Origin of the sequence: Enterobacter sp. 237C8 (assembly GCF_034106865.1) — a bacterium.
GTDB classification, from domain to species: domain Bacteria; phylum Pseudomonadota; class Gammaproteobacteria; order Enterobacterales; family Enterobacteriaceae; genus Enterobacter; species Enterobacter asburiae_B.
Window position 1 is genome coordinate 213594 of the sequence record NZ_JAWNDF010000003.1, and the last position, 26727, is coordinate 240320.

General features: G+C 56.7%; 28 protein-coding genes and 1 other RNA gene. 13 read left to right on the forward strand and 16 right to left on the reverse strand.

What is annotated here, in order from left to right; genetic code table 11:
* The 4 genes from USF70_RS12795 to USF70_RS12810 all read left to right on the forward strand — a co-directional run bounded on the left by USF70_RS12795 (nt 1) and on the right by USF70_RS12810 (nt 2473).
* Nucleotides 1–297 carry a YqjK-like family protein gene (locus USF70_RS12795; RefSeq protein ID WP_033146723.1) on the forward strand — a complete coding sequence of 99 codons (297 nt, stop codon included), beginning with the start codon at nt 1–3 and terminating at the stop codon, nt 295–297.
* 253 nt (nt 298–550) lie between these two features.
* Entirely contained in the window at nt 551–943 is a 393-nt protein-coding gene (locus tag USF70_RS12800) for a DoxX family protein (protein WP_023309292.1), read from the forward strand.
* 71 nt (nt 944–1014) lie between these two features.
* On the forward strand, nt 1015–2001 hold the full coding sequence (locus USF70_RS12805) for a glutathione S-transferase family protein (protein ID WP_320735681.1): 987 nt from the start codon (nt 1015–1017) through the stop codon (nt 1999–2001).
* Between the two features lie 106 nt (nt 2002–2107).
* Complete coding sequence (locus USF70_RS12810; RefSeq protein WP_029739660.1) at nt 2108–2473, forward strand: DUF805 domain-containing protein; 366 nt, start codon at nt 2108–2110, stop codon at nt 2471–2473.
* Between the two features lie 41 nt (nt 2474–2514).
* On the opposite strand, the gene USF70_RS12815 is transcribed toward USF70_RS12810, so the two are convergent.
* Nucleotides 2515–3417 (reverse strand): LysR family transcriptional regulator, encoded by a 903-nt coding sequence (locus tag USF70_RS12815; RefSeq protein WP_029739659.1) that lies wholly within the window; start codon nt 3415–3417, stop codon nt 2515–2517.
* A 104-nt stretch (nt 3418–3521) separates the two neighbouring features.
* On the opposite strand from USF70_RS12815, the gene USF70_RS12820 reads away from it, so the two are divergent.
* Nucleotides 3522–4223 (forward strand): pirin family protein, encoded by a 702-nt coding sequence (locus tag USF70_RS12820; RefSeq protein ID WP_033146726.1) that lies wholly within the window; start codon nt 3522–3524, stop codon nt 4221–4223.
* Between the two features lie 81 nt (nt 4224–4304).
* On the opposite strand, the gene USF70_RS12825 is transcribed toward USF70_RS12820, so the two are convergent.
* From USF70_RS12825 to garL, 9 genes are all read right to left on the reverse strand, one after another.
* Nucleotides 4305–4715, reverse strand: a complete 411-nt coding sequence (locus tag USF70_RS12825; RefSeq protein ID WP_033146727.1) for a Spy/CpxP family protein refolding chaperone — start codon at nt 4713–4715, stop codon at nt 4305–4307.
* A 151-nt stretch (nt 4716–4866) separates the two neighbouring features.
* On the reverse strand, nt 4867–7161 hold the full coding sequence (gene pflB / locus USF70_RS12830) for a formate C-acetyltransferase (RefSeq protein WP_320735682.1): 2295 nt from the start codon (nt 7159–7161) through the stop codon (nt 4867–4869).
* A gap of 15 nt (nt 7162–7176) precedes the next feature.
* A complete protein-coding gene (gene tdcD, locus USF70_RS12835; protein WP_320735700.1) occupies nt 7177–8385 on the reverse strand; it encodes a propionate kinase in 1209 nt (402 codons plus the stop codon).
* Nucleotides 8386–8415: 30 nt separating this feature from the next.
* Nucleotides 8416–9747, reverse strand: coding sequence for a threonine/serine transporter TdcC (gene tdcC, locus USF70_RS12840; protein WP_029739656.1), 1332 nt, complete (start codon nt 9745–9747; stop codon nt 8416–8418).
* 9 nt (nt 9748–9756) lie between these two features.
* The gene (gene tdcB, locus USF70_RS12845) at nt 9757–10746 is read right to left on the reverse strand and encodes a bifunctional threonine ammonia-lyase/L-serine ammonia-lyase TdcB (RefSeq protein ID WP_032640996.1); all 990 of its coding nucleotides are present in this window, start codon (nt 10744–10746) and stop codon (nt 9757–9759) included.
* 100 nt (nt 10747–10846) lie between these two features.
* Nucleotides 10847–11767: a transcriptional regulator TdcA gene (gene tdcA, locus USF70_RS12850; RefSeq protein ID WP_008501504.1), complete on the reverse strand. Its 921-nt coding sequence runs from the start codon at nt 11765–11767 to the stop codon at nt 10847–10849.
* Between the two features lie 676 nt (nt 11768–12443).
* Nucleotides 12444–12820, reverse strand: an RNA gene (gene rnpB / locus USF70_RS12855) — RNase P RNA component class A.
* A 59-nt stretch (nt 12821–12879) separates the two neighbouring features.
* Entirely contained in the window at nt 12880–13770 is an 891-nt protein-coding gene (gene garR / locus USF70_RS12860) for a 2-hydroxy-3-oxopropionate reductase (RefSeq protein ID WP_320735683.1), read from the reverse strand.
* 21 nt (nt 13771–13791) lie between these two features.
* Nucleotides 13792–14562 carry a 2-dehydro-3-deoxyglucarate aldolase gene (gene garL, locus USF70_RS12865; protein ID WP_064673356.1) on the reverse strand — a complete coding sequence of 257 codons (771 nt, stop codon included), beginning with the start codon at nt 14560–14562 and terminating at the stop codon, nt 13792–13794.
* Nucleotides 14563–14935: 373 nt separating this feature from the next.
* On the opposite strand from garL, the gene garD reads away from it, so the two are divergent.
* On the forward strand, nt 14936–16507 hold the full coding sequence (garD, locus tag USF70_RS12870; protein WP_087823151.1) for a galactarate dehydratase: 1572 nt from the start codon (nt 14936–14938) through the stop codon (nt 16505–16507).
* Nucleotides 16508–16660: 153 nt separating this feature from the next.
* Here garD and rsmI read toward each other — a convergent pair whose 3' ends face one another.
* Nucleotides 16661–17524, reverse strand: a complete 864-nt coding sequence (gene rsmI / locus USF70_RS12875) for a 16S rRNA (cytidine(1402)-2'-O)-methyltransferase (RefSeq protein ID WP_023309315.1) — start codon at nt 17522–17524, stop codon at nt 16661–16663.
* A 62-nt stretch (nt 17525–17586) separates the two neighbouring features.
* On the opposite strand from rsmI, the gene USF70_RS12880 reads away from it, so the two are divergent.
* The 4 genes from USF70_RS12880 to dolP are packed head-to-tail and all read left to right on the forward strand — an operon-like array spanning nt 17587 to nt 21314.
* Nucleotides 17587–19764: a penicillin-binding protein activator gene (locus tag USF70_RS12880; RefSeq protein ID WP_320735684.1), complete on the forward strand. Its 2178-nt coding sequence runs from the start codon at nt 17587–17589 to the stop codon at nt 19762–19764.
* Nucleotides 19722–20117 carry a YraN family protein gene (locus tag USF70_RS12885; protein ID WP_320735685.1) on the forward strand — a complete coding sequence of 132 codons (396 nt, stop codon included), beginning with the start codon at nt 19722–19724 and terminating at the stop codon, nt 20115–20117. Before USF70_RS12880 ends, USF70_RS12885 begins: the two co-directional genes overlap by 43 nt.
* 21 nt (nt 20118–20138) lie before the next feature.
* Nucleotides 20139–20729 (forward strand): DnaA initiator-associating protein DiaA, encoded by a 591-nt coding sequence (gene diaA, locus USF70_RS12890; protein WP_003861754.1) that lies wholly within the window; start codon nt 20139–20141, stop codon nt 20727–20729.
* 9 nt (nt 20730–20738) lie between these two features.
* A complete protein-coding gene (dolP, locus tag USF70_RS12895; protein WP_029739641.1) occupies nt 20739–21314 on the forward strand; it encodes a division/outer membrane stress-associated lipid-binding lipoprotein in 576 nt (191 codons plus the stop codon).
* Nucleotides 21315–21381: 67 nt separating this feature from the next.
* On the opposite strand, the gene USF70_RS12900 is transcribed toward dolP, so the two are convergent.
* Entirely contained in the window at nt 21382–22419 is a 1038-nt protein-coding gene (locus USF70_RS12900; protein WP_064673360.1) for a permease, read from the reverse strand.
* Nucleotides 22420–22459: 40 nt separating this feature from the next.
* Nucleotides 22460–23104: an NAD(P)H-binding protein gene (locus USF70_RS12905; RefSeq protein ID WP_320735686.1), complete on the reverse strand. Its 645-nt coding sequence runs from the start codon at nt 23102–23104 to the stop codon at nt 22460–22462.
* Nucleotides 23105–23232: 128 nt separating this feature from the next.
* Here USF70_RS12905 and USF70_RS12910 point away from each other — a divergent pair, with 128 nt between their 5' ends.
* Complete coding sequence (locus USF70_RS12910; protein WP_023333577.1) at nt 23233–23751, forward strand: type 1 glutamine amidotransferase domain-containing protein; 519 nt, start codon at nt 23233–23235, stop codon at nt 23749–23751.
* On the opposite strand, the gene USF70_RS12915 is transcribed toward USF70_RS12910, so the two are convergent.
* Nucleotides 23731–24165, reverse strand: a complete 435-nt coding sequence (locus tag USF70_RS12915) for a YhbP family protein (protein WP_064673362.1) — start codon at nt 24163–24165, stop codon at nt 23731–23733. The genes USF70_RS12910 and USF70_RS12915 overlap by 21 nt on opposite strands.
* A gap of 14 nt (nt 24166–24179) precedes the next feature.
* Here USF70_RS12915 and USF70_RS12920 point away from each other — a divergent pair, with 14 nt between their 5' ends.
* On the forward strand, nt 24180–24509 hold the full coding sequence (locus USF70_RS12920; protein ID WP_023309323.1) for a GIY-YIG nuclease family protein: 330 nt from the start codon (nt 24180–24182) through the stop codon (nt 24507–24509).
* On the opposite strand, the gene USF70_RS12925 is transcribed toward USF70_RS12920, so the two are convergent.
* Together USF70_RS12925 and ubiT are read right to left on the reverse strand one after the other, a co-directional pair.
* Nucleotides 24496–24999, reverse strand: a complete 504-nt coding sequence (locus USF70_RS12925) for a GNAT family N-acetyltransferase (protein WP_023309324.1) — start codon at nt 24997–24999, stop codon at nt 24496–24498. The two genes, USF70_RS12920 and USF70_RS12925, sit on opposite strands and share 14 nt — an antisense overlap.
* On the reverse strand, nt 24993–25517 hold the full coding sequence (ubiT, locus tag USF70_RS12930; protein ID WP_029739636.1) for a ubiquinone anaerobic biosynthesis accessory factor UbiT: 525 nt from the start codon (nt 25515–25517) through the stop codon (nt 24993–24995). The genes USF70_RS12925 and ubiT overlap by 7 nt, the downstream gene beginning before the upstream one ends.
* Before the next feature lie 211 nt (nt 25518–25728).
* Here ubiT and ubiU point away from each other — a divergent pair, with 211 nt between their 5' ends.
* Nucleotides 25729–26724 carry a ubiquinone anaerobic biosynthesis protein UbiU gene (ubiU, locus tag USF70_RS12935; RefSeq protein WP_023309326.1) on the forward strand — a complete coding sequence of 332 codons (996 nt, stop codon included), beginning with the start codon at nt 25729–25731 and terminating at the stop codon, nt 26722–26724.
* The last annotated feature ends 3 nt before the right edge of the window (nt 26725–26727 follow it).

Genomic DNA, 26727 nt, shown 5'->3' on the forward strand with positions numbered 1-26727 from the left:
GTGAGCGATAAAGCCGAACGTCAAAAGCGAAAAGCGTACCTGTTAAGCCAGATCCAGCAGCAACGGCTGGATCTGTCGGCCAGTCGTCGCGACTGGATTGACGCGACGCGACGGTTTGACCGGGGCTGGAATACCGTTCTGAGCCTGCGTTCGTGGGCGCTGGTCGGCAGCAGCGTGATGGCGATCTGGACGGTTCGTCATCCGAACATGCTGATCCGCTGGGCTCGTCGTGGATTCGGCGCCTGGAGCGCCTGGCGTCTGGTGAAAGCAACGTTACGGCAGCAGCAGCTGCGGTGATAAAAGCAAAACGGTAACTCAGGTTACCGTTTTTTGTTTTTGCGCCCTCTCCCCGTGGGAAAGGGTTGGGGTTATGGCACCAGCGCGCACGTTCCCTTACTCAATATCTTTGAAGAAGATTGACAGTTTTCCTTGCTAACAATTACCACCCGCCCCGTTTATTATCCTCTCCATCGACAGCAACGCCGCGGTATCTACCCGGAATTGCAGACAAATAATGTTCAGCCGCTCATGTGGTTTCCTGGAGAGTAAAATGAAAAAATTAGAAGATGTTGGTGTACTGGTCGCGCGTATTCTGATGCCAATTCTGTTCATCGTGGCAGGTTGGGGAAAAATCACCGGTTATGCGGGTACCCAGCAGTATATGGAAGCCATGGGCGTTCCGGGGTTCCTGCTGCCGCTGACCATTCTTCTTGAGTTCGGCGGCGGCCTGGCGGTACTGTTCGGCTTCCTGACCCGTACTACCGCGCTGTTTACCGCAGGCTTCACCGTGCTGACGGCGTTCATCTTCCACAGCAACTTTGCGGAAGGCGTGAACTCTCTGATGTTCATGAAAAACCTGACCATCGCGGGTGGCTTCCTGCTGCTGGCCGTCACTGGCCCGGGCGCATACAGCATTGACCGCGTTCTGAATAAGAAGTGGTAAGCACGCTATACTGAATGAACACAAAGCGAGGAGACATCTCCTCGCTTTTGCTATCTGACGGAGGAGAAAAAATGGGGCAACTCGTAGACGGCGTATGGCAGGATGTCTGGTATGACACCAAATCCACCGGAGGTCGCTTCAAGCGCTCAGTTTCGGCCTTCCGTAACTGGCTGACCGCCGACGGCGCGCCAGGCCCGAGCGGCGAAGGCGGCTTCGCGGCTGAGAAAGACCGTTATCATCTTTATGTTTCGCTTGCCTGCCCGTGGGCACACCGCACGCTGATTGTGCGCAAGCTTAAAGGTCTCGAATCCTTAATTCCGGTTTCGGTCGTGAACCCGCTGATGCTGGAAAACGGCTGGACGTTTGACAGTGATTTCCCGGCCGCGACGGGTGATGAGCTGTATCATCACGATTTCCTTTACCAGCTCTATCTGCGCGCCGATCCTCACTACACCGGGCGCGTTACCGTGCCGGTGCTGTGGGACAAGAAAAACCAGACGATTGTCAGCAATGAGTCTGCGGAAATTATCCGCATGTTCAATACCGCGTTTGACGCGCACGGTGCCCGCGCCGGAGATTATTATCCGGCTGAGTTGCGAGAGAAAATTGACGAGCTGAACGGCTGGATTTACGACAACGTCAACAACGGTGTCTACAAGGCCGGTTTCGCCACCAGCCAGGAAGCGTATGACGAAGCGGTTGGAAAGGTGTTTGAATCGCTGGAGCGTCTGGAGCAGATCCTGGGCCAGCATCGCTACCTGACGGGCGATCGCCTGACGGAAGCGGACATCCGCCTGTGGACCACGCTGGTTCGCTTCGATCCGGTCTATGTCACCCACTTTAAGTGCGACAAGCACCGCATCAGCGATTACCTGAACCTGCATGGTTTCCTGCGTGACATCTACCAGATGCCGGGTATTGCCGACACGGTCGATTTCGACCATATCCGCACCCACTATTTCCGCAGCCACAAAACCATCAACCCGACGGGCATTATCTCCATTGGGCCGTGGCAGGATCTGGATGAACCTCACGGGCGCGACGTCCGATTTGGATAAATACGAAGGGCATCACCAGATGCCCTTTTTTAATTCACAATCTCCATCTATCCTTACCTCGATCGCTTAGAAAACAAGTGATTGACTGACTAATGAGGCAAGGAAAATGGACTGGTATTTAAAAGTACTGCGTAACTACATTGGATTTGGTGGCCGTGCCCGCCGCAAAGAGTACTGGATGTTCGTTCTGGTGAACTTCATTCTCATTATGGTGCTGGGTATTGTGGATAAAATTCTTGGCTGGGAGCGGGCTGGCGGTGAAGGCGTGCTGACCACCATTTATGGCCTGTTAGTCCTGCTGCCATCGTGGGCGGTGCTGTTCCGTCGACTGCACGACACCGATCGTTCAGCGTGGTGGTTATTGCTGCTGTTGATCCCGATTATTGGCTGGATCGTGATTTTGATCTTCAACTGCCAGAGCGGGACGCCGGGCGAAAACCGCTTTGGTCCGGATCCTAAGATCGGCGCATAAAAAAAGCCCGGTGGCGCTTCGCTTACCGGGCCTACAAATTTTTATTTATTGTATTGCGTGAAAAGCTTCGGAATTTCGCGTAAACACCATGATTTGGCTTCGCCCATGCTGTCACGGCGCCACGCCATAATGATATCAACCTCGTGGCTATATTCCGGGCTGACTACGCGCAGCCGCCCTTCTGCAATGTCTTTTTCGACAAACGGGTACGGCATGGTCGCCACGCCCAGACCGGCCAATAGCGCCTGCCGTTTGTCTTCCAGCGAGGTCACCGTCAGACGAGGCTGTTTATCCAGCAGCTGCACCGTCAGCACCGGACGCTCGCGCGCGGTATCCGCTACCGCCACGCCGCGATACTTCACGCGCGTCACTTCAGAGAGCGGCTCCGGCTCCTGGTGAATCGGGTGATTAGGTGCGGCAACATAGACGTTCATCACGCTGTAGAGCTTGCGCGAGTTGATTTCCGATGAGGAACGGAAGTGCATGTCCGGCGCAATCACAATATCCGCCCTGCCCGTTTCCAGACGTTCCCACGCGCCTGCCAGCACCTCGGTGATGATTGACAGCTGCGTATTGGCCTTCGCCGCCAGGCGGTCCACCAGCGGGAACAGCGCTTCAGTCGGCACCAGCGCTTCGGTAACTAACGTCAGATGGGTTTCCCAGCCGCGCGCCAGCGCTTCGGCGTCCGTCGTGAGCTTGTCCGCCGCTTCCAGCAGCACGCGGCCGCGCTCCAGCAGCATTCGCCCCACGTTGGTGAATTTTGTTCGATGACCGGAGCGGTCAAACAGCACCACGTCCAGCTCTTCCTCCAGCTTCTGCATGGTGTAGCTTAGCGCAGACGGAACGCGCCCCAGCTCATCTGCCGCCGCCGCAAAACTGCCGCGCCGGTCAATCGCGTCCATGACGCGAAGCGCCTCAAGCGTCAATGCTCTCTCTTTAGCCATCTCGTTCTCATTCAGGAAATTTGAACATACCGGGCAGAATATCTGGCTAACAATGCAGCGTCCATACCTTTACCATTGTTTTAGTGTAAAGAGAGGTCAAGTTTATGATTACGACAAGAACAGCTAAACAGTGCGGACAAGCCGATTTCGGTTGGCTGCAGGCCCGCTACACCTTTTCCTTTGGACACTACTTTGACCCTAAACTCCTCGGTTACGCTTCACTGCGCGTGTTAAACCAGGAAGTGCTCGCCCCGGGCGCCTCCTTCCAGCCGCGTACGTACCCGAAAGTCGATATCCTGAACCTGATCCTGGAAGGCGAGGCAGAATACCGCGATAGCGAGGGCAATCATGTCCAGGCAAAGGCTGGCGAAGCGTTGTTAATTTCCACGCAGCCGGGCATCAGCTACAGCGAGCATAACCTCAGCAAAGACAAAACGCTGACCCGTATGCAGCTGTGGCTGGACGCCTGCCCCGAGCGGGAAAATCCGCTGGTACAGAAGTTAGATTTAACGGGCGATAAGCAGCAGCTGATTGCATCGCCGGACGGCAGTAAAGGTAGCCTGCAGCTGCGCCAGCAGGTGTGGCTGCACCATATCGAACTGAAGAAAGGTGATCAGGCGAGCTTCCAGCTTCATGGTCCGCGCGCCTATTTGCAGTCTATTCACGGTACGGTACATGCGGTGACGCACACGGAAGAGAAAGAAGCGCTCACCTGCGGCGACGGGGCGTTTATTCGTGATGAAGCGAATATCACCCTGGTGGCGGATACGCCGCTGCGCGCGCTGCTGATTGATTTGCCGGTTTAGAGAATGCTCTCACCCTAACCCTCTCCCAATGGGAGAGGGAACCGATCGAGCCACGGCAGAATCATCCGGCGCCGTAAGAAATCACTCTGCCAGCGCGTTAGCCATATCGGTTCTAATCTGCTTACGCTGTTCCGGCGTCAACACCTGGCTGACGTCGAAGTAATATTTCACGCGGTAATAGCGGGTCTGCTCTTCAATTTTGCTAAAGGCAGCAAGCTGGCTTTTCACCGTGCTTTCGTCCCATTTACCCGCCTGGAACATGTCGATCAGCGCGCCGTCCTTCACCCCCGTCATCGGGATCTTGCTGACATTTTGTTCCAGCTGCTTATGCAGATCTTCAATCTTTTTAACCTGCTCATTGCTGAGCTTCAGGTGCTGTACCAGCGGATCCTGCGAGGGAGACGGGGCAGCCTCAACGTTCGCGGCCTGTGCCGTAAAACTGCACGCTGCCAGCGAGGCGGCGACCAGCGCAATACGGGTCATTTTCATCATCTTACTGTCCTTACATGCTGTGATAGGGAAAAGCAGGCGTATTGTTTTTCAAGAGCGGATGAATATGTGTGAGTAATTATATAAACAATTTTGTATGTTTAGCGGGCAAAAAAATGCCCCCAGGGTGAGGGGGCATGAGACCTGAATGTCGTCAGATAGATTGCGTAAACGTCCTCGAAATCACATCCTGCTGCTGCTCGCGCGTCAGGGCGTTAAAACGCACCGCATAGCCTGAAACGCGGATCGTCAGGTTCGGGTAATTCTCGGGATGCGCGATGGCATCGAGGAGCATTTCCCGGTTCATGACGTTGACGTTCAGATGCTGCCCGCCCTCAATGGACGCTTCGTGATGGAAATACCCGTCCAGCAGCCCCACCAGGTTGGTTTTGCGCACCTGCTCGTCCTTGCCCAGCGCCTGCGGCACGATGGAAAAGGTGTAGGAGATCCCGTCTTTCGCATAGGTGAACGGCAGCTTGGCCACCGACGTTAGCGAGGCCACGGCCCCTTTTCTGTCGCGGCCGTGCATCGGGTTCGCACCAGGGGCAAACGGCGTGCCGCCGCGGCGTCCGTCCGGCGTGTTCCCGGTCTTCTGGCCGTAAACCACGTTGGAGGTGATAGTCAGAATCGACTGGGTTGGCACCGCGTTGCGGTAGGTTGGCAGCGCCTGAATTTTCTTCATAAAGCGCTCCACCAGGTCGCAGGCGATGCTGTCCACGCGGTCGTCGTTATTGCCGTACTGCGGATAGTCCCCTTCAATCACGAAATCGACCGCCAGACCGGTGTGGTCGCGCACCGGCTTCACCGTGGCGTATTTAATGGCCGACAGGGAATCCGCCGCCACCGACAGCCCGGCAATGCCGCATGCCATGGTGCGATAGACGTCGCGGTCGTGCAGCGCCATCAGCGAGGCTTCGTAGCTGTACTTATCATGCATGTAGTGAATGAGGTTCAGGGCGCTGATGTACTGCACCGCCAGCCAGTCCATAAAGTGGTCGAGGCTCGCCATCACGGTATCGTAATTCAGCACGTCGTCCAGCAGCGGCTCGGTTTTCGGGCCGACCTGGATCTTCAGCTTCTCGTCCACCCCACCGTTGATCGCGTACAGCAGCGTTTTGGCGAGGTTGGCGCGCGCGCCAAAGAACTGCATCTGCTTGCCGATCACCATCGGGCTGACGCAGCAGGCAATGGCGTAGTCGTCGCTGTTGAAATCCGCACGCATCAGATCGTCGTTCTCATACTGCAGCGAAGAGGTGACGATCGACACCTGCGCGGCGTATTTCTTGAACGCGATCGGCAGTTGTTCAGACCATAGGATCGTCAGGTTCGGCTCCGGCGCAGGCCCCATGGTGTGCAGGGTATGCAGATAGCGGAAGCTGTTTTTGGTCACCAGCGTGCGCCCGTCCAGCCCCATGCCGCCGATCACTTCCGTCGCCCAGATCGGATCGCCGGAGAAGAGCGTGTCGAACTCCGGCGTGCGCAGGAAGCGCACCATGCGGATCTTCATGATGAAGTGGTCGATCAGCTCCTGCGCCTGGACTTCATTCAGCCTTCCTGCCTGCATGTCGCGTTCAATGTAGATATCGAGGAACGAGGCCGTGCGCCCCAGCGACATCGCCCCGCCGTTCTGGGATTTCACCGCTGCAAGATAGGCAAAATAGACCCACTGCACCGCTTCCTGGGCGTTCATCGCCGGACGTGAAATATCAAAACCATAGTTCGCCGCCATCTGCTGGATCTGCAGCAGCGCGCGCCTGTGCTCCGCCAGCTCCTCACGCAGGCGGATCGTCGCCTCCAGATCTTCACCGCGCTCCAGCCTGCCCTGCAGATCGGCAAACTGCAGTTCGCGCTCGCGCACCAGATAAGCGATCCCGTATAGCGCCACGCGGCGATAGTCACCGATGATGCGTCCGCGCCCGTAGCCGTCCGGCAAGCCGGTCAGCACGCCGGATTTACGGCAGCGCATCATCTCCGGCGAATAGACGTCAAACACGCCCTGGTTGTGGGTTTTGCGCAGGTCGGTAAACAGGTATTCGAACTGCGGATCCATCTCCCGGCCATAGGCTTCGAACGAGCTGCGGATCATGTTGATCCCGCCATAAGGATGCAGCGCGCGCTTGAGCGGCTTATCGGTTTGCAGGCCGACGATCGTCTCCAGATCCTGGTCGATATAGCCCGGCCCGTGGGCCGTAATGGTGGTGGCGATGTTGGTATCAAAATCCACCGGGGCGTGGGTGGCGTTCTCCTGGCGAATGCCGACCATTACCTTCTGCCACAGCGCCGTCGTTGCTGGCGTCGCCTGCGCGAGGAAAGCTTCATCGCCTTCATAAGGGGTGTAGTTATGCTGAATAAAATCGCGGACGTTGACGGCGTTTTTCCATTCTTCACCGCGAAACCCGGCCCATGCGTCGCTGTAGGGCGCGACGCCCGTATCGATTGTTACTTTCATGTGATTCTCGCTTTATCAGGCGTAAGCCGCGGCCGGGGTAACCTTTCCAAGACGGAGGGCGTCCAGCGCGATCATTTTTTCTTCGTTGGTAGGGATAACCGCGCAGGCCACGCGGGACGATTCGGTGGAGATCACGCGCTCACCCGCGCTCCCCGACAGGGCATTTTTGGCGTCGTCGAGGATGATGCCGAAGACTTTCAGATGTTCCGCCACCAGCGCGCGGACAAGCTTCGAGTTTTCGCCAATGCCGCCGGTAAAGACCACCCCATCCAGGCGGTGCAGCGACGCCGCGTGGCCGGCAATATGTCGCGCAATGCGGTGAACAAAGGTGTGTATTGCCAGCTGCGCCCGCTCGTTACCTTCGTGCCAGGCTTTCTCCAGCGCGCGTAAATCGGAGGAGATGCCGGAGATCCCCAGCAGCCCGGACTCTTTATTGACCACGCGCTCCAGATCCTCGAACGACTGGCCGGTCTGCTCGGCAATCCACGCCATCGCGCCGAAGTCCACATCGCCGCAGCGCGTACCCATCACCAGCCCTTCCAGCGGCGTCATCCCCATCGAGGTGTCGACGCTTTCGCCGTTGCGCACCGCGCAGATGGACGCCCCGTTGCCGAGATGGGCAATCACCAGGCCGCTGTCGTCGGGGGACAGCCCGAGAAGCGTATGCGCCTGTGCGGCCACGTAGCGGTGAGAGGTCCCGTGAAAGCCGTAGCGGCGCACGCCCAGCTCTTCAAAATAGCGGTACGGCAATCCGTACAGATACGCCTGCGGCGGCAGCGTCTGGTGGAAGCTGGTATCAAATACCGCGACCTGCTGCACGCCCGGGAACAGGCGCTCTGCCGCTTCCACGCCGCTCAGGTTGGCGTAGTTATGCAGCGGTGCCAGCGGGGAGACCTGGCGAATCTGCGCGATCGCCTCTTCCGTGATCAGGGTCGACTCGCTGAAGAGATTTCCCCCATGCGCAATGCGGTGGCCAATTAAGGCCACGCTGCTCATCAGGTTACGCTTCTCCAGCTCCAGGGCGATGGCAGCCAGCGCCCCTTCGTAGTCCTGGTGAGCCAGTCTGGCTGGCTCACCCCCGTTCACGGAAATAAAGGCCTTCTCGGTGTTGATCCCATCTGCAATGCCCGTCATCAGGGCATCGCAGCTGCTGGCGTCGAGCACCGAAAACTTAACAGAGGACGATCCGCAGTTAATAACCAGTACAACCGGAAACTCAATCATCATGTGACTCCGCTCTTCCTGAGCAATGGGTTAGAACAGTTTGTAAACGATATTCAGAATGGTCAGCAGCCCGACCGCGGTAACGAAGATGTTCTCGGTGCGCCCTTTGTACTTCGCCAGCGCCGGTGCTTTGCGGATGGCATACATCGGCAGCAGGCACAGCAGAGAGGCGATGATTGGTGCGCCCATGGCTTCAATAAGGTCCAGAATGTTCGGATTGGCGTAGGCCACAACCCAGGTGGAGCCCATGATGAACACCATGCTGATGGTGTTCAGCTTGCCAACGGAGACTTTCTTCTTATCGCCCTTGTAGCCGAACTTGAGGATCAGGCCGTTCAGCCCTTCCAGCGTGCCCAGGTAGTGACCGAAGAAGGATTTGAAGATAGCCACCAGCGCGATGATGGAGGCACCGTATTCCAGTACCGTCGCGAACGTCGATTTGGTTCCTGACATTGACGCAAAGTGGTTCGCCAGGTAGGAGAGCACCGGAATGTTCTGCGCCTTGGCGTCCGCCATGTTCTGCGGAGAGAGCGTAAACAGGCAGCTAAAGGCGAAGAACATCACCACGGCCACCATCAGCAGGCTGGCGCGACCGATGATTTTGGAACATTTCTGCTCGGTGAACGCTTTACCGAACTCCGGCTCGTACTCTTCGCGCTTGGAGACCACAAACGAGGAGACGATAGGCGAGAAGTTGAAGGAGAAGACCATGATGGAGATACCCAGCCACACCGTGACCAGAATGCCGTCATGACCGGTGAAGGCGATATCGCTCAGGTTGACCTGATCAATCACCGCCGAGTTCCAGTAAGGGATCAGCGACAGGGAAATCAGCACAAGGCTGGCGATAAACGGGAACACCAGGAAGCTCATGACTTTCACCATCAGGTCTTTACCAAACCAGATAACAAAGGCCATCAGCAGCAGCAGGAACAGCGCCACCACGCCGCGGTTCAGCGCAGGCAGCTGGAGCTGGTTTTCCCAGAAGGTCATAAAGGTGTTGGTAATGGTGACGCCGTAAATCCACAGCAGCGGGCAAATGGCGAAGAAGTAGAGGAAAGTGATCACCACCCCACCGGTTTTACCAAAGTGCTCTTCCACCGTTTCGGTGATGTTGCCGGAGACGTTGCTGCCGGAGAGGCACAAACGCGCCAGCGCGCGGTGGCAGTAAAACGCAATCGGGAACGCGAGAACCAGCATCAGCAGGATAGGGATCAATCCACCAAAGCCTGCGCGAATGGGGAAGAACAGCACGCCTGCGCCAATGGCGGTACCAAACAGGCCGAGCGTCCATGTGGTATCAGACTTACGCCAGGAGGACGTTTTTGTCTGGCCAACGATAATGCTTTCTGTGTTGCTCATAGGTCACCTTTATGCGTCAACGAAGCCGGTAATTTGGGAAACACGGGAGAGATCGATATTGCCGCCGGAAATAATGCAGACGGTTTTACGACCCTGAATATAGTGGTCAAGCTTGCCGCTTAATAACGCGGCACAGGCCAGCGCGCCGGCGCCTTCCGTCACCACTTTATTTCGCTGAATAAGTGCGATCATGCTGTCGCGAATGTTGTCTTCGCTGACCAGCACAATGTCATCAACCAGCTCGCGAACAATTTCGAACGGTAAATTACCGGGACGAGAAACATCACAGCCGTCGGCCAGCGTGCCGGTAACGCGATGGCTCATTATTTCCCCGGCCTGGTACGATGCCGCCATGCCGTGAACATTTTCTGACTGCACGCCGATGATATTAATGGTGGGGTTGATGGATTTAATTGCCGTCGCAATCCCGGCAATTAAACCGCCGCCGCCGATAGGCACAATAACGTTATCCACATCGTATAAATCTTCGAGAATTTCCAGACCGATGGTGCCCTGCCCGGCGATCACTTTGGCATCATCGTACGGAGGAATAAAAATGCGCCCTTCCATCTCGACGATTTCGCTGACTTTGGCAATGGTGTCGTTGAAGTTCTCGCCGTGCAGCACAACTTCCGCCGAGTAGTCCCGCGTCGCGGCCACTTTAGACTTCGGCGCGCCCATCGGCATCACCACTTTGCCGTCGATGCCAAGCATCGCGCAGGAGAGGGACACACCCTGCGCGTGGTTTCCCGCGGAGCAGGCGACAACGCCTTTGCGTTTTTCAGCGTCGGTCAGCGAGCTTAATTTGTTAAACGCGCCGCGGATCTTAAACGAGCCGGTACGCTGCATGTTCTCAAACTTCAGGAATATTTCGCCCTTGCAGCGTTCGCTAAGATAATTCGAGCGCGGCATACCTGTTTTATATATTTTTCCTGCCAGTCGTTTTCTGGCGTCCTGAATATCTTCAATCGTTACCGGGAGATCGTAGGTAATATGCATAATATCCTCGTTATAATAATTCATTCTTTTCGGGCAAAGTCAGGGTATCAGAGCGTTACAGAGATAAGCTCTGGGTGTTTTTAAATTGATTACTCATTATTCATCGTCGTCTTTCGATATTCATCGACGAATACTGTTTTGCCAGCTCAACTAATACTGACGCCGATTTTTTAATCCTGTAATTTTTTGACCACACGGCGGCATAACGCGCCACGGGTAATTCATCTTCTACGGGCAACACAATAAACTGATCAGAACCGAACGGTGCAATCATGTCGCGGGGAATCACCGTCAGATAATCGGCATTCAGGACAAGGTTATAAATGGTGACGACAGAATCGGTCTGGACGATGTTTTCGATGCTGATGTGGTTGTCTTGCAGGGTAGTCAGAAGTTCTTTGTAGTAGCCCATATCGGTTTGCGGCATCACCCACTGCTCGTGCGTGAGCGATGCCAGTGTCGTCGGGCCGGTGCACGTTCGCGTTTTGCTGGCGACCAGCACAAACTCGGACTCAAACAGCGGTTCGACGTGCAGATCCTGCAGCAGCATTTCATCACTCAGCGTGCCGATAGCGAAATCCAGACGACCGTCGCGAATAGCCGGAAGGAAAGAGGAGAGCTGGGCTTCATACATCGAGACGCGTGCTTTCGGGAACACTTCCTTGAATTTTTTGATCATCTCGGACAGGAAGGTAAAGCCGATCAGCGACGGGTAGCCAAAGGAGACGTCCATGACGGTGCTGAAACTCAGGCTGTTAATCTCACTCACCATGTTTTTCATTTCGCGGGTGATCGACTCAGAGTACGAGAGCAGAACCTGGCCCGCGGCGGTGAGTTTTACGCCGGTGTTTTTACGCACCATCACTTCCACGCCGAAGTAGGACTCAATATCGCTGATGATTTTGCTGACGGCGGGTTGCGTCAGGCCAAGCTGTCTTGCTGCAGAACCTATGGAGCCACTTTTAATGACTTCCTGAAATACCACGAGGTGCTGTGTTTTCGGTAGAATAATAGTGTTCATAATATTCTGCGCTTATTTCCCTATGACGGAGCGAATTCTACCTAATAGTGTTTAAGGGGGTATGTGCTGTCACTCACAATTTGCTTTTCCGCACGCTTCACTGGAACAATGACAACCAAAAAACACATTTATTATCAATAACATGAATAAATTAGGCCACGCCATTACGCTGATGTCGATCAATAAAAGCAGTAGTAATAAATTTATTTTATGGCGATAACCTTGGTAAATTTTCCTGCGTTAAAAAAATCAATAAAGACGATCTTTCAGGCAATTAAAGACCAATAAATAACCGCTATTTGCTTGAAACATTCTTTCAATTTATTAAATTTTTCCGATGCGAATTTTCAGGTTTGCGGAAAAGAGTGGAATGCGTCACATATTCACGGGAGAAATGTATTTGATTTCAATATATGCATATCAAACGAGAAAAGATTCGCGATCATAAAAGCAACAAACATAACAAATTATCAATACTAAAAATCACCTGTTTTTTAGCGTGAAATTTTGTGATGGCGATCGTCTACAGGTACAGGATCGATACGAAAGGTATAAAAGCAGTGAAATGTGCTTAATGTCGCAAATATGAGAATTGATGTCGTTTGTCCGGCGCTGCGCTTACCCATCCAGCATCACCCGGAAAGCAAAAACCCCGCCGAAGCGGGGTTTTTTAAGAAGTTGAAGCTGACCGATAAGCCGGGTTCTGTCGTGGACAGTCATTCATCTAGGCCAGCAATCGCTCACTGGCTCAAGCAGCCTACCCGGGTTCAGTACGGGCCGTACCATGTGAACCCCTATTTGGCCTTGCTCCGGGTGGAGTTTACCGTGCCACGGACTGTTACCAGCCGCGCGGTGCGCTCTTACCGCACCCTTTCACCCTTACCTGATCCCGCTTGCGCGGGCCATCGGCGGTTTGCTCTCTGTTGCACTGGTCGTGGGTTTCCCCCCCAGGCGTTACCTGGCACCCTGCCCTATGGAGCCCGGACTTTCCTCCCCTCCGCCCGTCTCCCCCGAAAGGGACGACGACGAAGCGGCGACTGTCTGGTCAGCTTCGGCGCGCAGTATAGAGGGTTTGCGCGCCGCTGTCACCCTCAGGTGTGGGCAAGGCGTGATTAACGCGCCACTTCCACCTTCGCCAGTTTTTCGTAGTAGCACGCAATCGCGCTGTGATCGGCCGTGCCCAGGCCATCCGCACGCAGCGCCTGCATCATCTCCATGACCGCCGCGGTCAGCGGCAGCTGCGCGCCTACGCCGTGTGACGTATCCAGCGCGTTCGCCAGATCTTTAATGTGCAGGTCGATGCGGAAACCGGGTTTGAAATTACGATCCATCACCATCGGCGCTTTGGCATCCAGCACGGTACTGCCCGCCAGACCACCGCGAATGGCCTGATAGACCAGATCCGGGTTGACGCCCGCTTTGGTTGCCAGCGTCAGCGCTTCGGACATGGCGGCAATGTTTAGCGCCACAATCACCTGGTTGGCCAGCTTGGTCACGTTACCCGCCCCGATGTCCCCGGCATGCACCACCGAGCCCGCCATGGCTTTCATCAGGTCGTAGTATCTATCGAAAACGGCTTTATCTCCGCCGACCATCACCGACAGCGTGCCGTCGATCGCTTTCGGCTCACCGCCGCTGACCGGCGCATCCAGCATATCGACGCTCTTCGCTTTTAACGCCTCGCTGATTTCACGGCTTGCGAGCGGTGCAATAGAGCTCATATCAATCAACACCAGACCCGGCTTCGCACCGTCGATAATGCCGTTCTCACCCAGCGCAACCTCTTTAACATGCGGGGAGTTGGGCAGCATGGTGATGATGACATCGCACTGCTCGGCAATGGCCTTCGCGGTGGTGGCCGTTTCAGCGCCCGCCGCTATCACCTCTGCCACGGCCTGCGGATTGTGATCGGATACCACCAGTGAGTAACCCGCTTTGATGAGGTTCTTACTCATTGGTTTACCCATGATCCCCAGGCCAATAAAACCCACTTTCAGCGTCATAATCTGTTTCCTCAATGATGGTTATTTTTTAAAAGCGTCGGCTAATTTCTGCGTGGCCGAGCGGAATACCCCGAGGTCGCTGCCGACGGCAACAAACGTGGCTCCCCACTCCAGATAGCGACGGGCATCAGCCTCAACCGGCGCCAGAATGCCGCACGGTTTGCCGTGAGCTTTAGCGCGGGCAAAGATGTGCTGGATCGCGCGCTGCACGTCAGGGTGGCTGGCATTACCCAGATGGCCAAAGGCGGCCGCCAGATCGCTCGGGCCGACGAAGATACCGTCCACGCCGTTTGTGGCTGCAATCGCGTCAACGTTATCAACGCCCTGCTGGCTCTCGATCTGAACCAGAATAGTGATGTTGTTATTCGACTGCGTGAAGTAGTCCGGCACGGTGCCAAACATATTGGCGCGATGCGAAACGGAAACGCCGCGGATCCCTTCTGGCGGATAGCGCGTTGAGGCTACGGCCAGGGCCGCTTGTTCTTCCGTCTCCACAAACGGGATCAGGAAGTTGTAGAAACCGATATCCAGCAGGCGCTTGATAATTACCGGCTCGTTAGTTGGCACGCGCACTATCGGGGCGCTGGGGCTGCCTTTCAGCGCCATCAGCTGCGGAATAAAGGTGCTGATATCGTTCGGCGCATGTTCGCCGTCCAGCACCAGCCAGTCAAAACCGGCCAGGCCCAGCACTTCGGTGCTGATAGGGTTTGCCAGCGCGGACCAGCAGCCAATCTGAATCTGGTGTGCCGCGAGGGCCGCTTTAAATTTATTCGGGAAGATATCGTTACTCATCGTATTTACCTTTTTAATTCGCAGCCTATATCAGCATCATTTTATTTATCCAGACACCGCACCAGCATTATATTTATTATTCTGACGTATTTTGGCGTTATAAAATCGTCATTCAGTATAAAACGCAACCCACGACCGCACATTGTTTTAATGCTCAAGCATTGCGTAACATTTCAAAGAATTTTTTTGCATATGCACAAGGCGCTGGGCGCTAATGCACAGAATCAGGCATTACCGGTTCTGGAGCGATCGCGATCACATTTTCATATCCCCTATGCTGACATGCTTTAATTCTGAAAGCCGCGTATTTATTTCTACCATTAGAAAATTGGCTGAATTTATTATCAGACACTTTGCTGGAGAATACTGAACAATGGCCGACATTGAAATTCGACAGGCATCGCCGACGGCGTTTTATATAAAAGTCCACGACACCGATAATGTGGCGATAATTGTCAACGACAATGGCTTAAAAGCAGGCACCCGCTTCCCGGACGGGCTGGAACTGATTGAGCATATTCCGCAGGGACATAAGGTCGCCCTGGTGGATATCCCTGCTAACAGCGAAATCGTACGTTACGGTGAAGTCATCGGCTATGCCGTTCGCTCTATACCGCAGGGGAGCTGGGTTGAGGAGTCGCTGGTGGCGCTGCCGGAAGCGCCGCCGCTGAACACGCTTCCGCTGGCGACCCGCGTGCCGGAACCGCTTCCTCCGCTGGAGGGCTATACCTTCGAAGGCTACCGCAACGCGGACGGCAGCGTCGGCACCAAGAATCTGCTCGGCATTACCACCAGCGTGCACTGCGTGGCGGGCGTAGTGGATTACGTGGTGAAAATCATCGAACGCGACCTGCTGCCGAAATACCCGAACGTCGACGGCGTGGTGGGCCTGAACCACCTCTACGGCTGCGGCGTGGCGATTAACGCACCCGCTGCGGTAGTGCCGATCCGCACCATTCACAATATTGCCCTCAACCCGAACTTTGGCGGCGAGGTGATGGTAATTGGTCTGGGGTGTGAAAAATTGCAGCCAGAGCGCCTGCTGCAGGGCACCGAAGATGTCAAAGCCATTCCGGCAGACGAGGCCAGCATCGTGCGCCTGCAGGACGAACGCCACGTGGGTTTCCGCTCAATGGTCGACGATATCCTGCAGGTGGCTGAACGCCATCTGGACAAGCTCAACAAGCGCCAGCGCGAAACCTGCCCGGCGTCTGATTTGGTAGTGGGAACACAGTGCGGCGGCAGCGATGCCTTCTCCGGCGTGACGGCCAACCCGGCGGTGGGCTATGCGTCCGATCTGCTTGTCCGCTGCGGCGCCACGGTCATGTTCTCCGAGGTAACCGAAGTGCGTGACGCCATCCATCTGCTTACGCCGCGCGCCGTTAATGAAGAGGTCGGCAAGCGCCTGCTTGAGGAAATGGCCTGGTACGATAGCTATCTCGATATGGGCAAAACCGACCGCAGCGCCAACCCGTCTCCGGGGAACAAAAAAGGCGGCCTGGCCAACGTAGTGGAAAAAGCCCTCGGGTCGATTGCCAAATCCGGCCAGAGCGCGATTGTGGAAGTGCTCTCTCCGGGCCAGCGCCCGACGAAACACGGCCTGATTTACGCGGCAACGCCGGCCAGCGATTTCGTCTGCGGCACGCAGCAGGTGGCGTCCGGCATTACGGTACAGGTCTTTACCACCGGGCGCGGCACGCCGTACGGCCTGATGGCGGTGCCGGTGATCAAGATGGCGACCCGTACCGAGCTGGCAAACCGCTGGTATGACTTAATGGACATCAACGCGGGCACCATCGCCACCGGAGAAGAGAGCATTGAGGACGTGGGCTGGAAACTGTTCCACTTCATTCTGGATGTCGCCAGCGGGCGGAAGAAAACCTTCTCGGATCAATGGGGATTACATAATCAGCTGGCGGTGTTTAACCCGGCACCGGTGACGTGATTTTTCGCACCACATCTATCCCGCATTTAGGTAACCCGCCGGAGACGCCGCAAACCTTCCAGGTTGAGGCGATACCTGTTGGCTAAATGACGCATAACGACCTGCAGGCCGGGTTAGGCGCAGCCGCCACCCGGCAAAACAGGCGGCAGGGGCTTACTCCCCCTGCTGCTCCAGCGCATGCTTATACAGCGCATTTTTCTTCACGCCGTGAATCTCCGCCGCCAGCGCAGCGGCCTTCTTCAGCGGTAGTTCCGCCTGCAGCAGCGCCAGCGTGCGCAGCGCATCGGCAGGGAGCGCGTCTTCCTGCGCCTTATGCCCTTCGACGATCAGCACCATTTCACCCTTGCGGCGGTTTTCGTCTTCCTTCACCCACGCCAGCAGTTCACCCACCGGCGCGCCGTGGATCGTTTCCCAGGTTTTGGTCAGCTCGCGCGCCAGCACCACGTAGCGGGCTTCTCCCCACACGGTCACCATATCTTCCAGGCTCTCCAGCAGGCGGTGCGTGGATTCGTAGAAAATCAGGGTGCGCGGTTCCGCTTCCAGATCTTTTAACACGTCACGGCGGCCTTTGGATTTGGCAGGCAGGAAGCCTTCATAGCAGAAACGGTCAGACGGCAGACCCGCGGCACTCAGCGCAGCAATGGCGGCACACGGCCCCGGCAGCGGCACAACGCGAATACCGGCTTCACGACAGGTACGCACCAGGTGATAGCCGGGATCGTTGATCAGCGGCGTACCGGCGTCGGAGACCAGGGCAATGTTCTGCCCCTCTTTCAGCTTCGCCACCAGCGTTTCGGCTTTTTGTTGCTCATTGTGATCGTGCAGAGCAAACAGACGGGCGTTAATCGCGAAATGTTGCAGCAGCAGGCCGGTGTGGCGGGTATCTTCAGCAGCAATTAAATCAACAGCTTGCAGTACGGTGAGCGCACGTTGGGTAATATCAGACAAATTCCCGATAGGAGTAGGTACAATATAAAGCTGGCCTTGAGAATTATCTGCCGTTTCGTGTTGTTTCATTGTTTCGTCCGTATTGCCGATTTAATATTGAGCATTGCGTAAAAAAAATCACTGGATACAGTATGGTACCGTTAACGTTTCTTCGAAAAAAAGCCACGCGCAGCGTGCCGCTTCTGCTGGCAGCCCTGATCTTTGCAGGCTGTGGCACCCAGGCACCTGACCAGAGCACCGCCCATCTTCAGGGATCTGCTCAGGCTGATTCTGGCTTTTATCTGCAACAAATGTCGCAGAGTTCAAATGATACCAAGACCAACTGGCAATTACTCGCCATTCGTGCACTGCTGAAAGAGGGTAAAACCCAGCAGGCAGCCGAACTGTTTAACCAGTTGCCAAAAGATCTTAACGACGCCCAGCGTCGTGAGCAGAGCCTGCTCTCTGCCGAGCTGAAGGTCGCGCTGAAAGATTACGCCGCCGCGAAGAAGACCCTCGGTGACATTGACGTGAGCGCGCTGGATAAAAATCAGCAGGCTCGCTTCTGGCAGGCGGGCATTACCGCTGAGCAGGGACGTCCTTCTCTCACGCTGCTCCGCGCCCTCGTCGCGCAAGAGCCGCTGCTCGGCGGTGCCGATAAGCAAAAAAATATTGATGCCACCTGGCAAGCGCTTGCCTCGATGACCCAGGAACAGGCGCAGGCGCTGGTCATCAACGCCGATGAAAACGTCCTTCAGGGCTGGTTGGATCTGCAGCAGATGTGGTTTAACAACCGCAGCGATCCAAAGATGCTGAAAGCCGGTATTACGGACTGGCAGACGCGCTACCCGCAAAACCCGGGGGCGAAAATGCTGCCAACCCAGCTGGTAAACGTGCAGAACTTTAAGCCAGCGTCCACCAGCAAAATCGCCCTGCTTCTGCCGCTCAACGGCCAGGCGGCGGTGTTTGGCCGTACCATTCAGCAGGGCTTTGAAGCCGCGAAAAACGGTACCACTTCGGTAACCGGCAGCGCGGTTCCCGCGCAGGCGGCCCAGTCGGCTAACGTGAATGATGTGGTCAGCCCGTCCGCAGCGGAGACCAGCGATCTGACCACGGCGCAAGCGCCGGCACAGGGTACGATGCAAAACCCGGTGACGGCCCCGACGACGCCTCCGGCTACAGCAGCACCTGCTGCGGCAGCCCCGGCTACTACAGCACCTGCTACTCAGGCTCCGGCCGAGACGCAAGCGGCACCAGCACCTGAAGCGACAGCAGAACAGCCTCAACCGCAGCCTGCACAACCCGCGGCCCAGCCTGCTGCGCAGCCGCAGACCGTGGCAACCACCAGCGCCAACCCGGGCGCTGAGGTGAAAATTTACGACACCAGCTCGCAGCCGCTTGACCAGGTTCTGGCGCAGGTTCAGCAGGACGGGGCGAGCATCGTTGTCGGTCCGCTGCTGAAAAACAACGTGGAAGAGCTGATGAAGAGCAATACCACGCTGAACGTGCTGGCGCTCAACCAGCCTGAGCAGGTTCAGAACCGGGCCAATATTTGCTACTTCGCGCTTTCCCCTGAAGATGAAGCCCGCGATGCGGCGCGCCATATTCACGAGCAGGGTAAGCAGGCTCCGCTGCTGCTCATCCCACGCAGCGCGCTGGGCGATCGCGTGGCCAATGCCTTTGCCGATGAGTGGCAGAAGCTCGGCGGCGGCGTGGTGCTGCAGCAGAAATTCGGTTCCGTCTCTGAACTGCGCGCGGGCGTAAACGGTGGAGCGGGTATCGCGCTCAACGGCAGCCCTGTCACCGCGAGCCTGCCGCAGCAGCAGGGCGTGACGATTGGCGGCCTGACGATCCCTGCCCCGCCTACCGACGCGCAGATTAGCGGTGGCGGTAAAGTGGATGCGGCCTATATCGTTGCCACGCCGCAGGAGATCGCCTTTATCAAACCGATGATCGCGATGCGTAACGGCAGCCAGAGCGGCGCAACGCTTTACGCCAGCTCGCGCAGCGCGCAGGGCACCGCAGGCCCGGATTTCCGTCTGGAAATGGACGGTCTGCAGTACAGCGAAATTCCGATGCTGGCAGGCAGCAACCCGCCGCTGATGCAGCAGGCGCTGAGTACCGTACGTAACGATTATTCGCTGGCGCGTCTGTATGCGATGGGTGTCGATGCATGGGCGCTGGCGAACCACTTTACCCAGATGCGTCAGGTGCCGGGCTTTGAGCTTAACGGCAACACCGGCGATCTGACCGCGACTCAGGACTGCGTGATCAACAGGAAGTTATCATGGCTCAAATACCAGCAGGGGCAAATCGTCCCGGCCAGTTAAGCCGTAAAAAGACCGGCGATGCGTGGGAGTTAAAGGCGCGTCGCTGGCTTGAAGGCAAAGGACTGCGCTTTATCGCCGCTAACGTCCGCGGGCGCGGCGGCGAAATTGATCTGATCATGAAAGAGGGTCAGGTCATCGTGTTTGTAGAAGTCCGTTTTCGACAGTCCTCCCGTTTTGGCGGTGCTGCCGCCAGCGTGACGCTCGCCAAACAACATAAATTATTACAGACTGCCCACTTGTGGCTTGCCCGCCATAATGGGAGCTTTGATACTGTGGATTGCCGGTTCGATGTGATAGCCTTCACCGGAAATGAGATCGAATGGCTTAAAAACGCTTTTGGCGAAGACGCATAATTAAGATTTAAAAGGGATAACGTGCTCGAAAGAATTAAAGTGTGCTTCACAGAAAGCATCCAGACTCAGATTGCCGCGGCGGAAGCCCTTCCGGATGCTATCTCGCGTGCCGCAATGACGCTGGTGCAATCCCTGCTTAATGGCAACAAAATCCTCTGTTGTGGCAACGGCACGTCAGCCGCCAACGCACAGCATTTTGCTGCCAGCATGATCAATCGCTTTGAAACAGAACGCCCGAGTTTACCCGCCATTGCACTTAATACCGATAATGTGGTCTTAACGGCGATTGCTAACGATCGTCTGCATGATGAAATTTACGCAAAGCAGGTGCGAGCCCTGGGTCATGCGGGAGATGTGCTGCTGGCCATCTCCACGCGCGGCAATAGCCGGGACATTGTCAAAGCCGTTGAAGCCGCCGTCACCCGCGACATGACCATCGTGGCCTTAACCGGCTATGACGGGGGTGAGCTGGCGGGTCTGCTTGGGCCGCAGGATGTGGAAATCCGCATTCCTTCTCACCGAAGCGCGCGTATTCAGGAGATGCATATGCTCACGGTGAACTGCTTATGTGATTTGATCGATAACACGCTTTTCCCTCACCAGGATGATTAAGGAGTTCTTATGAAGGCTTTATCGACCCTCGCAGTCCTTATGTCTGCATTACTGCTTCAGGGATGTATCGCTGCGGCCGTTGTGGGTACCGCCGCGGTAGGCACCAAAGCGGCAACCGATCCACGCACCGTGGGGACACAGGTGGATGACGGTACGCTGGAGCTGCGCGTCAACAGTGCGCTGTCGAAAGACGAACAAATCAAGAAAGAAGCGCGTATCAACGTGACGGCTTATCAGGGCAAAGTGCTGCTGGCAGGCCAGGCGCCAAATCTGGAGCTCGCCTCGCGCGCGAAACAGATTGCGATGGGCGTCGAAGGGACCACAGAGGTGTTTAACGAGGTGCGCCAGGGCAAGCCAATTGGCCTGGGTGACGCCTCTTCCGATACCTGGATCACCACCAAAGTGCGTTCCCAGCTGCTGGGTTCGGACCAGGTGAAATCCTCCAACGTGAAAGTGACGACTGAAAACGGCGAAGTGTTCCTGCTGGGTCTGGTGACCGACCGTGAAGGGAAAGCGGCGGCGGATATCGCCAGCCGGGTGAGCGGCGTGAAGCACGTCACCACCGCGTTTACTTACATCAAATAAAAAAAATCCCCTCGCTTGAGGGGATTTTTTTGTAGGCCCGGTAAGCGCCAGCACCACCGGGCTTTTTTTACATCAACGCAATACTGCCCACAATCACCCCGCTCAACGCCACCAGCCCTGCGGTCAGCCACAGCGCTTTCGCCGGGAACGACTTACGCAGCATGATAAGCGACGGCAGGCTGATCGCCGGCAGCGTAATCAGCAGCGCCAGCGCCGGCGCGGTGCCCATACCGGCCAGCATCATGGTCTGAACAATCGGGATCTCCGCCGCCGTTGGGATCACAAACAGGCAGCCTGCGACGGCCATCGCAATGACCCACATCAGCGTGTTGTCGATAGCGCCATCCGCATGCGGGAAGAGCCAGACGCGCGCCGCCCCCAGCACCAGTACCGCCAGGATATAGACCGGGATGGTGCTCCAGAAAAGCTGCCATAGCGCCCTGCCCCAGCGCGCAAAGAAGCCACCCTGCGGCTCGCTGACGTCCAGCTCAACGGCTGCGGGTTCTGCGGCAGTATCCTTGACCAGTTTTTGCACCAGCGTCGCCACCACCAGCACGGTCAGCAGCCCGGCGACCAGACGGATGAACGCGAAATGCCAGCCCAGCACAAAGCCCATAAACACCAGCGTCGCCGGGTTGAGCAGCGGGTTCCCCATCCAGAACGCCAGCGCGCCGCCCATCGACACGCGCTGACGCCGCATCCCTGCGGCCACGGGCGCGGCGCAGCAGGAACACATCATCCCCGGCAGGGAGAAAATCGTCCCCAGCAGCGTGCCCTGAAAGCGCGGCTGCCCGAGGGTTTTCACCAGCCAGTTACGGGGGATAAGCACCTGAATCAGCGAGCCCAGAATGACGCCTAAAACGGCGGCCTTCCAGACGGCAAGGAAGTAGACCATGGCATAGTCCCACGCCGCCTGCAGCGGGCTGGAATCAGCCTGAGCGAGAATAGATTTACCGATGCTGTGCGTTTCGGCGGCGGTGAAGGCTTTGCCGTAGTACGGCTGCCATTTCACGTACCAGAGGCCAACAATGACCACGAGAAAGAAGAGTGCGGGCTTCCACCATTGGACAGGTGTTGCCGCCTGAGATGAAGACTGACCAGTCATAGCATTCCCCGGAGAGTATTAGGTTATTAGCCGGGGGAGTTTACGCCTCGCCCTGCGCGATTTCACGCAGTTTTGCCGAAGGGATAATGTTAACACCCGCTTTCGACGGGGCCAGCCCCTCTTTTAGCATCGCGCGCGCGACGTCCCGCGCCTCGATGGATTTCCAGTTGCCGGGAAGAATGCGAAAAAGCGGGGCAAATATCGACTCGTTAAACCGGCGTTCATCCCGGTGGCCGATCAGCATCGAAGGGCGCACAATCGTCAGCTGCTCCCATTTCTGCGCAATCAGCGCATCCTCCATCTTGCCCTTCACCTTGTTGTAGAAGAAAGGCGATCCGGCATTGGCGCCCAGGGCGCTGACCACCAGAAAATGTTTGGCCCCCAGCTTTTTCGCCGTGAGTGCGGTATCCACCACCAGCGTGTAGTCGGCGTGGATAAAGGCCTCTTTGCTGCCCGCCTCCCGCCGCGTGGTGCCCAGACAGCAAAAGGCGATATCAATGGGATCCTGCACCTGCGCCAGCGCGTCGGTCAGCTGAGGATCGTACGGATTAAAGACGCCGGATAAGTCCGCCAGCGGTCGACGCGTCGGGGCGGCGATATAGTTCACGCGGCGATCCTGAATCAGCAGCCGCAGCAGATGATCGCCCACTAACCCGGTAGCACCCGTAATCAATACCTGACTCATCTTTTCCCCTTTACAGAATTGTCCGTTTGCGAACTCAGCGTCGTCGACCACACTTAGAAGTCTGTTACAGGTAAGTATTTACCACAAACGGAGAAAAATCAGTCTGAAGCCAAAACAACGGAGGAAGCATGGGCAAGAAAATCGCAGTCTTGATTACCGACGAGTTTGAAGATTCAGAATTCACCTCTCCAGCAGAGGCGTTCCGCAAGGCGGGACATGAGGTCATCACCATTGAGAAAGAGGCGGGCAAAACGGTGACAGGCCATAAGGGCGAAGCGACCGTGACCATCGATGAGACCATCGATAACGTTAGCCCTTCAGATTTCGACGCTCTGCTGTTACCCGGCGGCCATTCCCCGGATTCCCTGCGCGGGGACGAGCGCTTCGTGACCTTCACGCGGGATTTTGTCTCGACCGGCAAACCGGTCTTTGCCATCTGCCACGGCCCGCAGCTGCTCATCAGCGCAGAAGTGGTCCGCGGGCGTAAGCTTACCGCCGTGAAACCGATCGTTATCGATCTGAAAAACGCGGGGGCCGAGTTTTACGATCAGGAGGTGGTCAACGACAAAGACCAGCTGATCACCAGCCGAACCCCGGACGATCTCCCGGCGTTTAACCGCGAAGCGCTACGCCTGCTCGGCGCGTAACCAGTGCAGCTTCTTGCCAAAGCCCAGGGTGTTGTCGGTAAATTTCAGCTCATCGAGGCGGATTTCCCACACCGGGGCTTTTAGCGCAGCGGCAACGGGAAAGCGGCGCGTGTAGAGCTTACGGCGCGCGTCGCTCTCTTCACCATCCAGACGACGGATCTCCCCTTTAAACTGCACGCCGCGGATCAGCGCGACCGTTTTCGGCTGGCCGTTTACCGTGCCTGCCACCTTTGCCTGCTGGCCGCTCATCTGCGCATGACGCGTTTTGTCTTCACTCATGACATAAAAAGCCACGCGCTCAGGGTCATAGTAGTAAAACGCATTTGCGCACCACATTTCACCCTCGTCACAGACGCACCAGGTGACAACATGCTGCTTCGCCAGCCAGCGGTTAATGGCGGCCAGTGTTTCCATTTTCGTTCTCTCTCATGCTATGGTGCGTTCACCTTAACATACTGAATCCGTTTACCGTGTGCTGGTTTCTCTATCTTGTCCGAACCGCTGATAACGCCCTCTACACCGGGATCACCACCGATGTGGCGCGGCGTTTTTTACAGCATCAAACGGGGAAAGGGGCAAAAGCGCTGCGGGGGAAAGGGGAATTACAGCTCGCCTTCTCAGCGGCCGTCGGCGACCGATCGCTGGCGCTCAGGCTGGAATACCGCATCAAGCAGCTGACGAAGCGCCAGAAAGAGCGCCTCGTGACCGGAGACGGCTCCTTTGAGGCGCTGCGCGAGAGCCTGATTAAAAGCGATTGAAATGGTCGTGATACTCGACCAGGCCATTGACGCCGTTGAGCGCGTCGTCCGCCAGTCGATGGACCTGGAAAGCAGATTCCGTACCCGGCCAGCGACAGCGCAGATCGTAATGCGCGGCCTGCTCAAAGCCCAATCGACCATAGAACGCCGGATCGCCCAGCGTGACCACGGCGGCATAGCCAAACTCGTTGAGCGAGTCCAGCCCTTCATAGACCAGCTGGCGTGCCAGCCCCTGCCCGCGATAGCTTTCATCTACCGCCAGCGGCGCCATGCCTACCCACTGCAGCTCTTCGCCCTGGACGATGACCGGACTGAAGGCAACATAGCCCACCACCTGACCTTCGTCATCGGTGGCAACCAGCCCCAGCGTAATCAGGCCGTCTTCGCGAAGGTCGTGGACCAGTTGGGCTTCGGCATCGCTCGCAAAGGCGCGGCGTAACAACGCATCGATCCCCGGCGCATCAATCCCAATTTCGACTCGAATCAGCATGGCTCACCTACTGAAGTGTGTTTACCGTCCGGCGGGGTTTTCAGCCCGGCCTCAACGAAATCTGCCATTTGCATTAACATCACGCGCAGCGCTTTCGGCATCTGCTCCAGCTCAATGGCATCCATTAAATTCTTCACGTACAGGCCCAGCTCCGTGTCGCCTTCAATTACCAGACGGCGCTGGAAGAAGAGCGTATCCGGATCCTGCTTGCGCGCGGCGATCATCAGCAGATCGCTGGCGTTGGCGCTAAAGCTCACATCCGCGTCGGCGGATTCGCGTACGATCAGCTGGTCATTCTCAACGGAGGTAAACCAGCGCAGCCCGATGTCACGCACCTCAATGCTTAACCAGCGGCCTTCCAGGAACTCCAGCTCGCCGTCCTGCAGCGCCTGGCGGAACTGCCAGCTCAGGACCTGCTCCAGCACCTGGCGTTTTAGCGCGAACGGCGCCAGCTTGACCGGCACGCTCAGCATTGATGGTCCAAATTGTACGAGACGTGAACGCAGTTTATCCAGCACGAGCTTTACTCCCTGATATCTATAGTCCTGCTATTTTGCCATATCCGAAGCGCAACATAGCGGCGTAAATCAACAAACCGTCGTCCGTCGTACCTCATTATTGGTGCCATCAATACGCCATTAGCTGCCTTAAATCAAAAATTGTCGCGTATGGGTTAATTAAAATCCCAGCTCGTTAACAATTTTGCGATCGACTACATCAGGATAAATTATGGAGCTGCTCTGCCCTGCCGGAAACCTTCCGGCGCTTAAGGCGGCCATCGAAAATGGGGCCGATGCGGTCTATATCGGGCTGAAAGATGACACCAACGCCCGCCATTTTGCTGGCCTCAACTTTACGGAGAAGAAGCTTCAGGAAGCCGTTAACTTCGTTCACCAGCACCGCCGCAAGCTGCATATCGCCATCAATACCTTTGCTCATCCTGACGGCTACGCCCGCTGGCAGCGCGCGGTGGACATGGCGGCACAGCTGGGTGCCGATGCGCTGATCCTGGCCGACCTCGCCATGCTTGAGTATGCGGCAGAACGCTATCCCCATATTGAGCGCCACGTCTCTGTTCAGGCATCTGCCACCAACGAAGAGGCGGTGCGTTTTTATCATCAACACTTTGACGTGGCCCGCGTGGTGCTGCCGCGCGTGCTCTCTATTCATCAGGTTAAGCAACTCGCGCGCGTCACGCCAGTACCGCTGGAAGTTTTTGCCTTTGGCAGCCTGTGCATCATGGCCGAAGGCCGCTGCTATCTTTCCTCTTATTTAACCGGTGAATCGCCGAATACCGTCGGGGCCTGCTCTCCTGCCCGCTTTGTTCGCTGGCAGCAGACCCCTCAGGGGCTGGAATCTCGCCTGAATGAGGTGCTGATTGACCGCTACCAGGACGGTGAAAACGCCGGTTATCCCACCCTGTGTAAAGGCCGCTATCTGGTCGACGGCGAGCGCTATCACGCGCTGGAGGAGCCGACCAGCCTTAACACGCTGGAGCTGCTGCCGGAACTGCTGGCGGCCAATATTGCCTCGGTGAAAATCGAAGGTCGTCAGCGCAGTCCGGCCTACGTGAGCCAGGTAGCGAAAGTGTGGCGTCAGGCCATCGACCGCTGCATGGCGGACCCGCAGAACTACGCTCCACAGCAGGCCTGGATGGAAACGCTTGGTTCGATGTCCGAAGGCACGCAAACCACGCTGGGCGCGTATCACCGTAAATGGCAGTGAGAA

Bases quoted from the DNA above. Each gene is read 5' to 3' on its own strand.
- USF70_RS12800 (WP_023309292.1), top strand. From the start codon at position 551: ATGAAAAAATTAGAAGATGTTGGTGTACTGGTCGCGCGTATTCTGATG.
- USF70_RS12805 (WP_320735681.1), top strand. From the start codon at position 1,015: ATGGGGCAACTCGTAGACGGCGTATGGCAGGATGTCTGGTATGACACC.
- USF70_RS12810 (WP_029739660.1), top strand. From the start codon at position 2,108: ATGGACTGGTATTTAAAAGTACTGCGTAACTACATTGGATTTGGTGGC.
- USF70_RS12815 (WP_029739659.1), bottom strand. From the start codon at position 3,417: ATGGCTAAAGAGAGAGCATTGACGCTTGAGGCGCTTCGCGTCATGGAC.
- USF70_RS12820 (WP_033146726.1), top strand. From the start codon at position 3,522: ATGATTACGACAAGAACAGCTAAACAGTGCGGACAAGCCGATTTCGGT.
- USF70_RS12825 (WP_033146727.1), bottom strand. From the start codon at position 4,715: ATGATGAAAATGACCCGTATTGCGCTGGTCGCCGCCTCGCTGGCAGCG.
- pflB (WP_320735682.1), bottom strand. From the start codon at position 7,161: ATGAAAGTAACAATCGATACGGGCGTCGCGCCCTACAGCGACGCATGG.
- tdcD (WP_320735700.1), bottom strand. From the start codon at position 8,385: ATGATTGAGTTTCCGGTTGTACTGGTTATTAACTGCGGATCGTCCTCT.
- tdcC (WP_029739656.1), bottom strand. From the start codon at position 9,747: ATGAGCAACACAGAAAGCATTATCGTTGGCCAGACAAAAACGTCCTCC.
- tdcB (WP_032640996.1), bottom strand. From the start codon at position 10,746: ATGCATATTACCTACGATCTCCCGGTAACGATTGAAGATATTCAGGAC.
- tdcA (WP_008501504.1), bottom strand. From the start codon at position 11,767: ATGAACACTATTATTCTACCGAAAACACAGCACCTCGTGGTATTTCAG.
- garR (WP_320735683.1), bottom strand. From the start codon at position 13,770: ATGACGCTGAAAGTGGGTTTTATTGGCCTGGGGATCATGGGTAAACCA.
- garL (WP_064673356.1), bottom strand. From the start codon at position 14,562: ATGAGTAACGATATCTTCCCGAATAAATTTAAAGCGGCCCTCGCGGCA.
- garD (WP_087823151.1), top strand. From the start codon at position 14,936: ATGGCCGACATTGAAATTCGACAGGCATCGCCGACGGCGTTTTATATA.
- rsmI (WP_023309315.1), bottom strand. From the start codon at position 17,524: ATGAAACAACACGAAACGGCAGATAATTCTCAAGGCCAGCTTTATATT.
- USF70_RS12880 (WP_320735684.1), top strand. From the start codon at position 17,587: ATGGTACCGTTAACGTTTCTTCGAAAAAAAGCCACGCGCAGCGTGCCG.
- USF70_RS12885 (WP_320735685.1), top strand. From the start codon at position 19,722: ATGGCTCAAATACCAGCAGGGGCAAATCGTCCCGGCCAGTTAAGCCGT.
- dolP (WP_029739641.1), top strand. From the start codon at position 20,739: ATGAAGGCTTTATCGACCCTCGCAGTCCTTATGTCTGCATTACTGCTT.
- USF70_RS12900 (WP_064673360.1), bottom strand. From the start codon at position 22,419: ATGACTGGTCAGTCTTCATCTCAGGCGGCAACACCTGTCCAATGGTGG.
- USF70_RS12905 (WP_320735686.1), bottom strand. From the start codon at position 23,104: ATGAGTCAGGTATTGATTACGGGTGCTACCGGGTTAGTGGGCGATCAT.
- USF70_RS12910 (WP_023333577.1), top strand. From the start codon at position 23,233: ATGGGCAAGAAAATCGCAGTCTTGATTACCGACGAGTTTGAAGATTCA.
- USF70_RS12915 (WP_064673362.1), bottom strand. From the start codon at position 24,165: ATGGAAACACTGGCCGCCATTAACCGCTGGCTGGCGAAGCAGCATGTT.
- USF70_RS12920 (WP_023309323.1), top strand. From the start codon at position 24,180: ATGCTATGGTGCGTTCACCTTAACATACTGAATCCGTTTACCGTGTGC.
- USF70_RS12925 (WP_023309324.1), bottom strand. From the start codon at position 24,999: ATGCTGATTCGAGTCGAAATTGGGATTGATGCGCCGGGGATCGATGCG.
- ubiU (WP_023309326.1), top strand. From the start codon at position 25,729: ATGGAGCTGCTCTGCCCTGCCGGAAACCTTCCGGCGCTTAAGGCGGCC.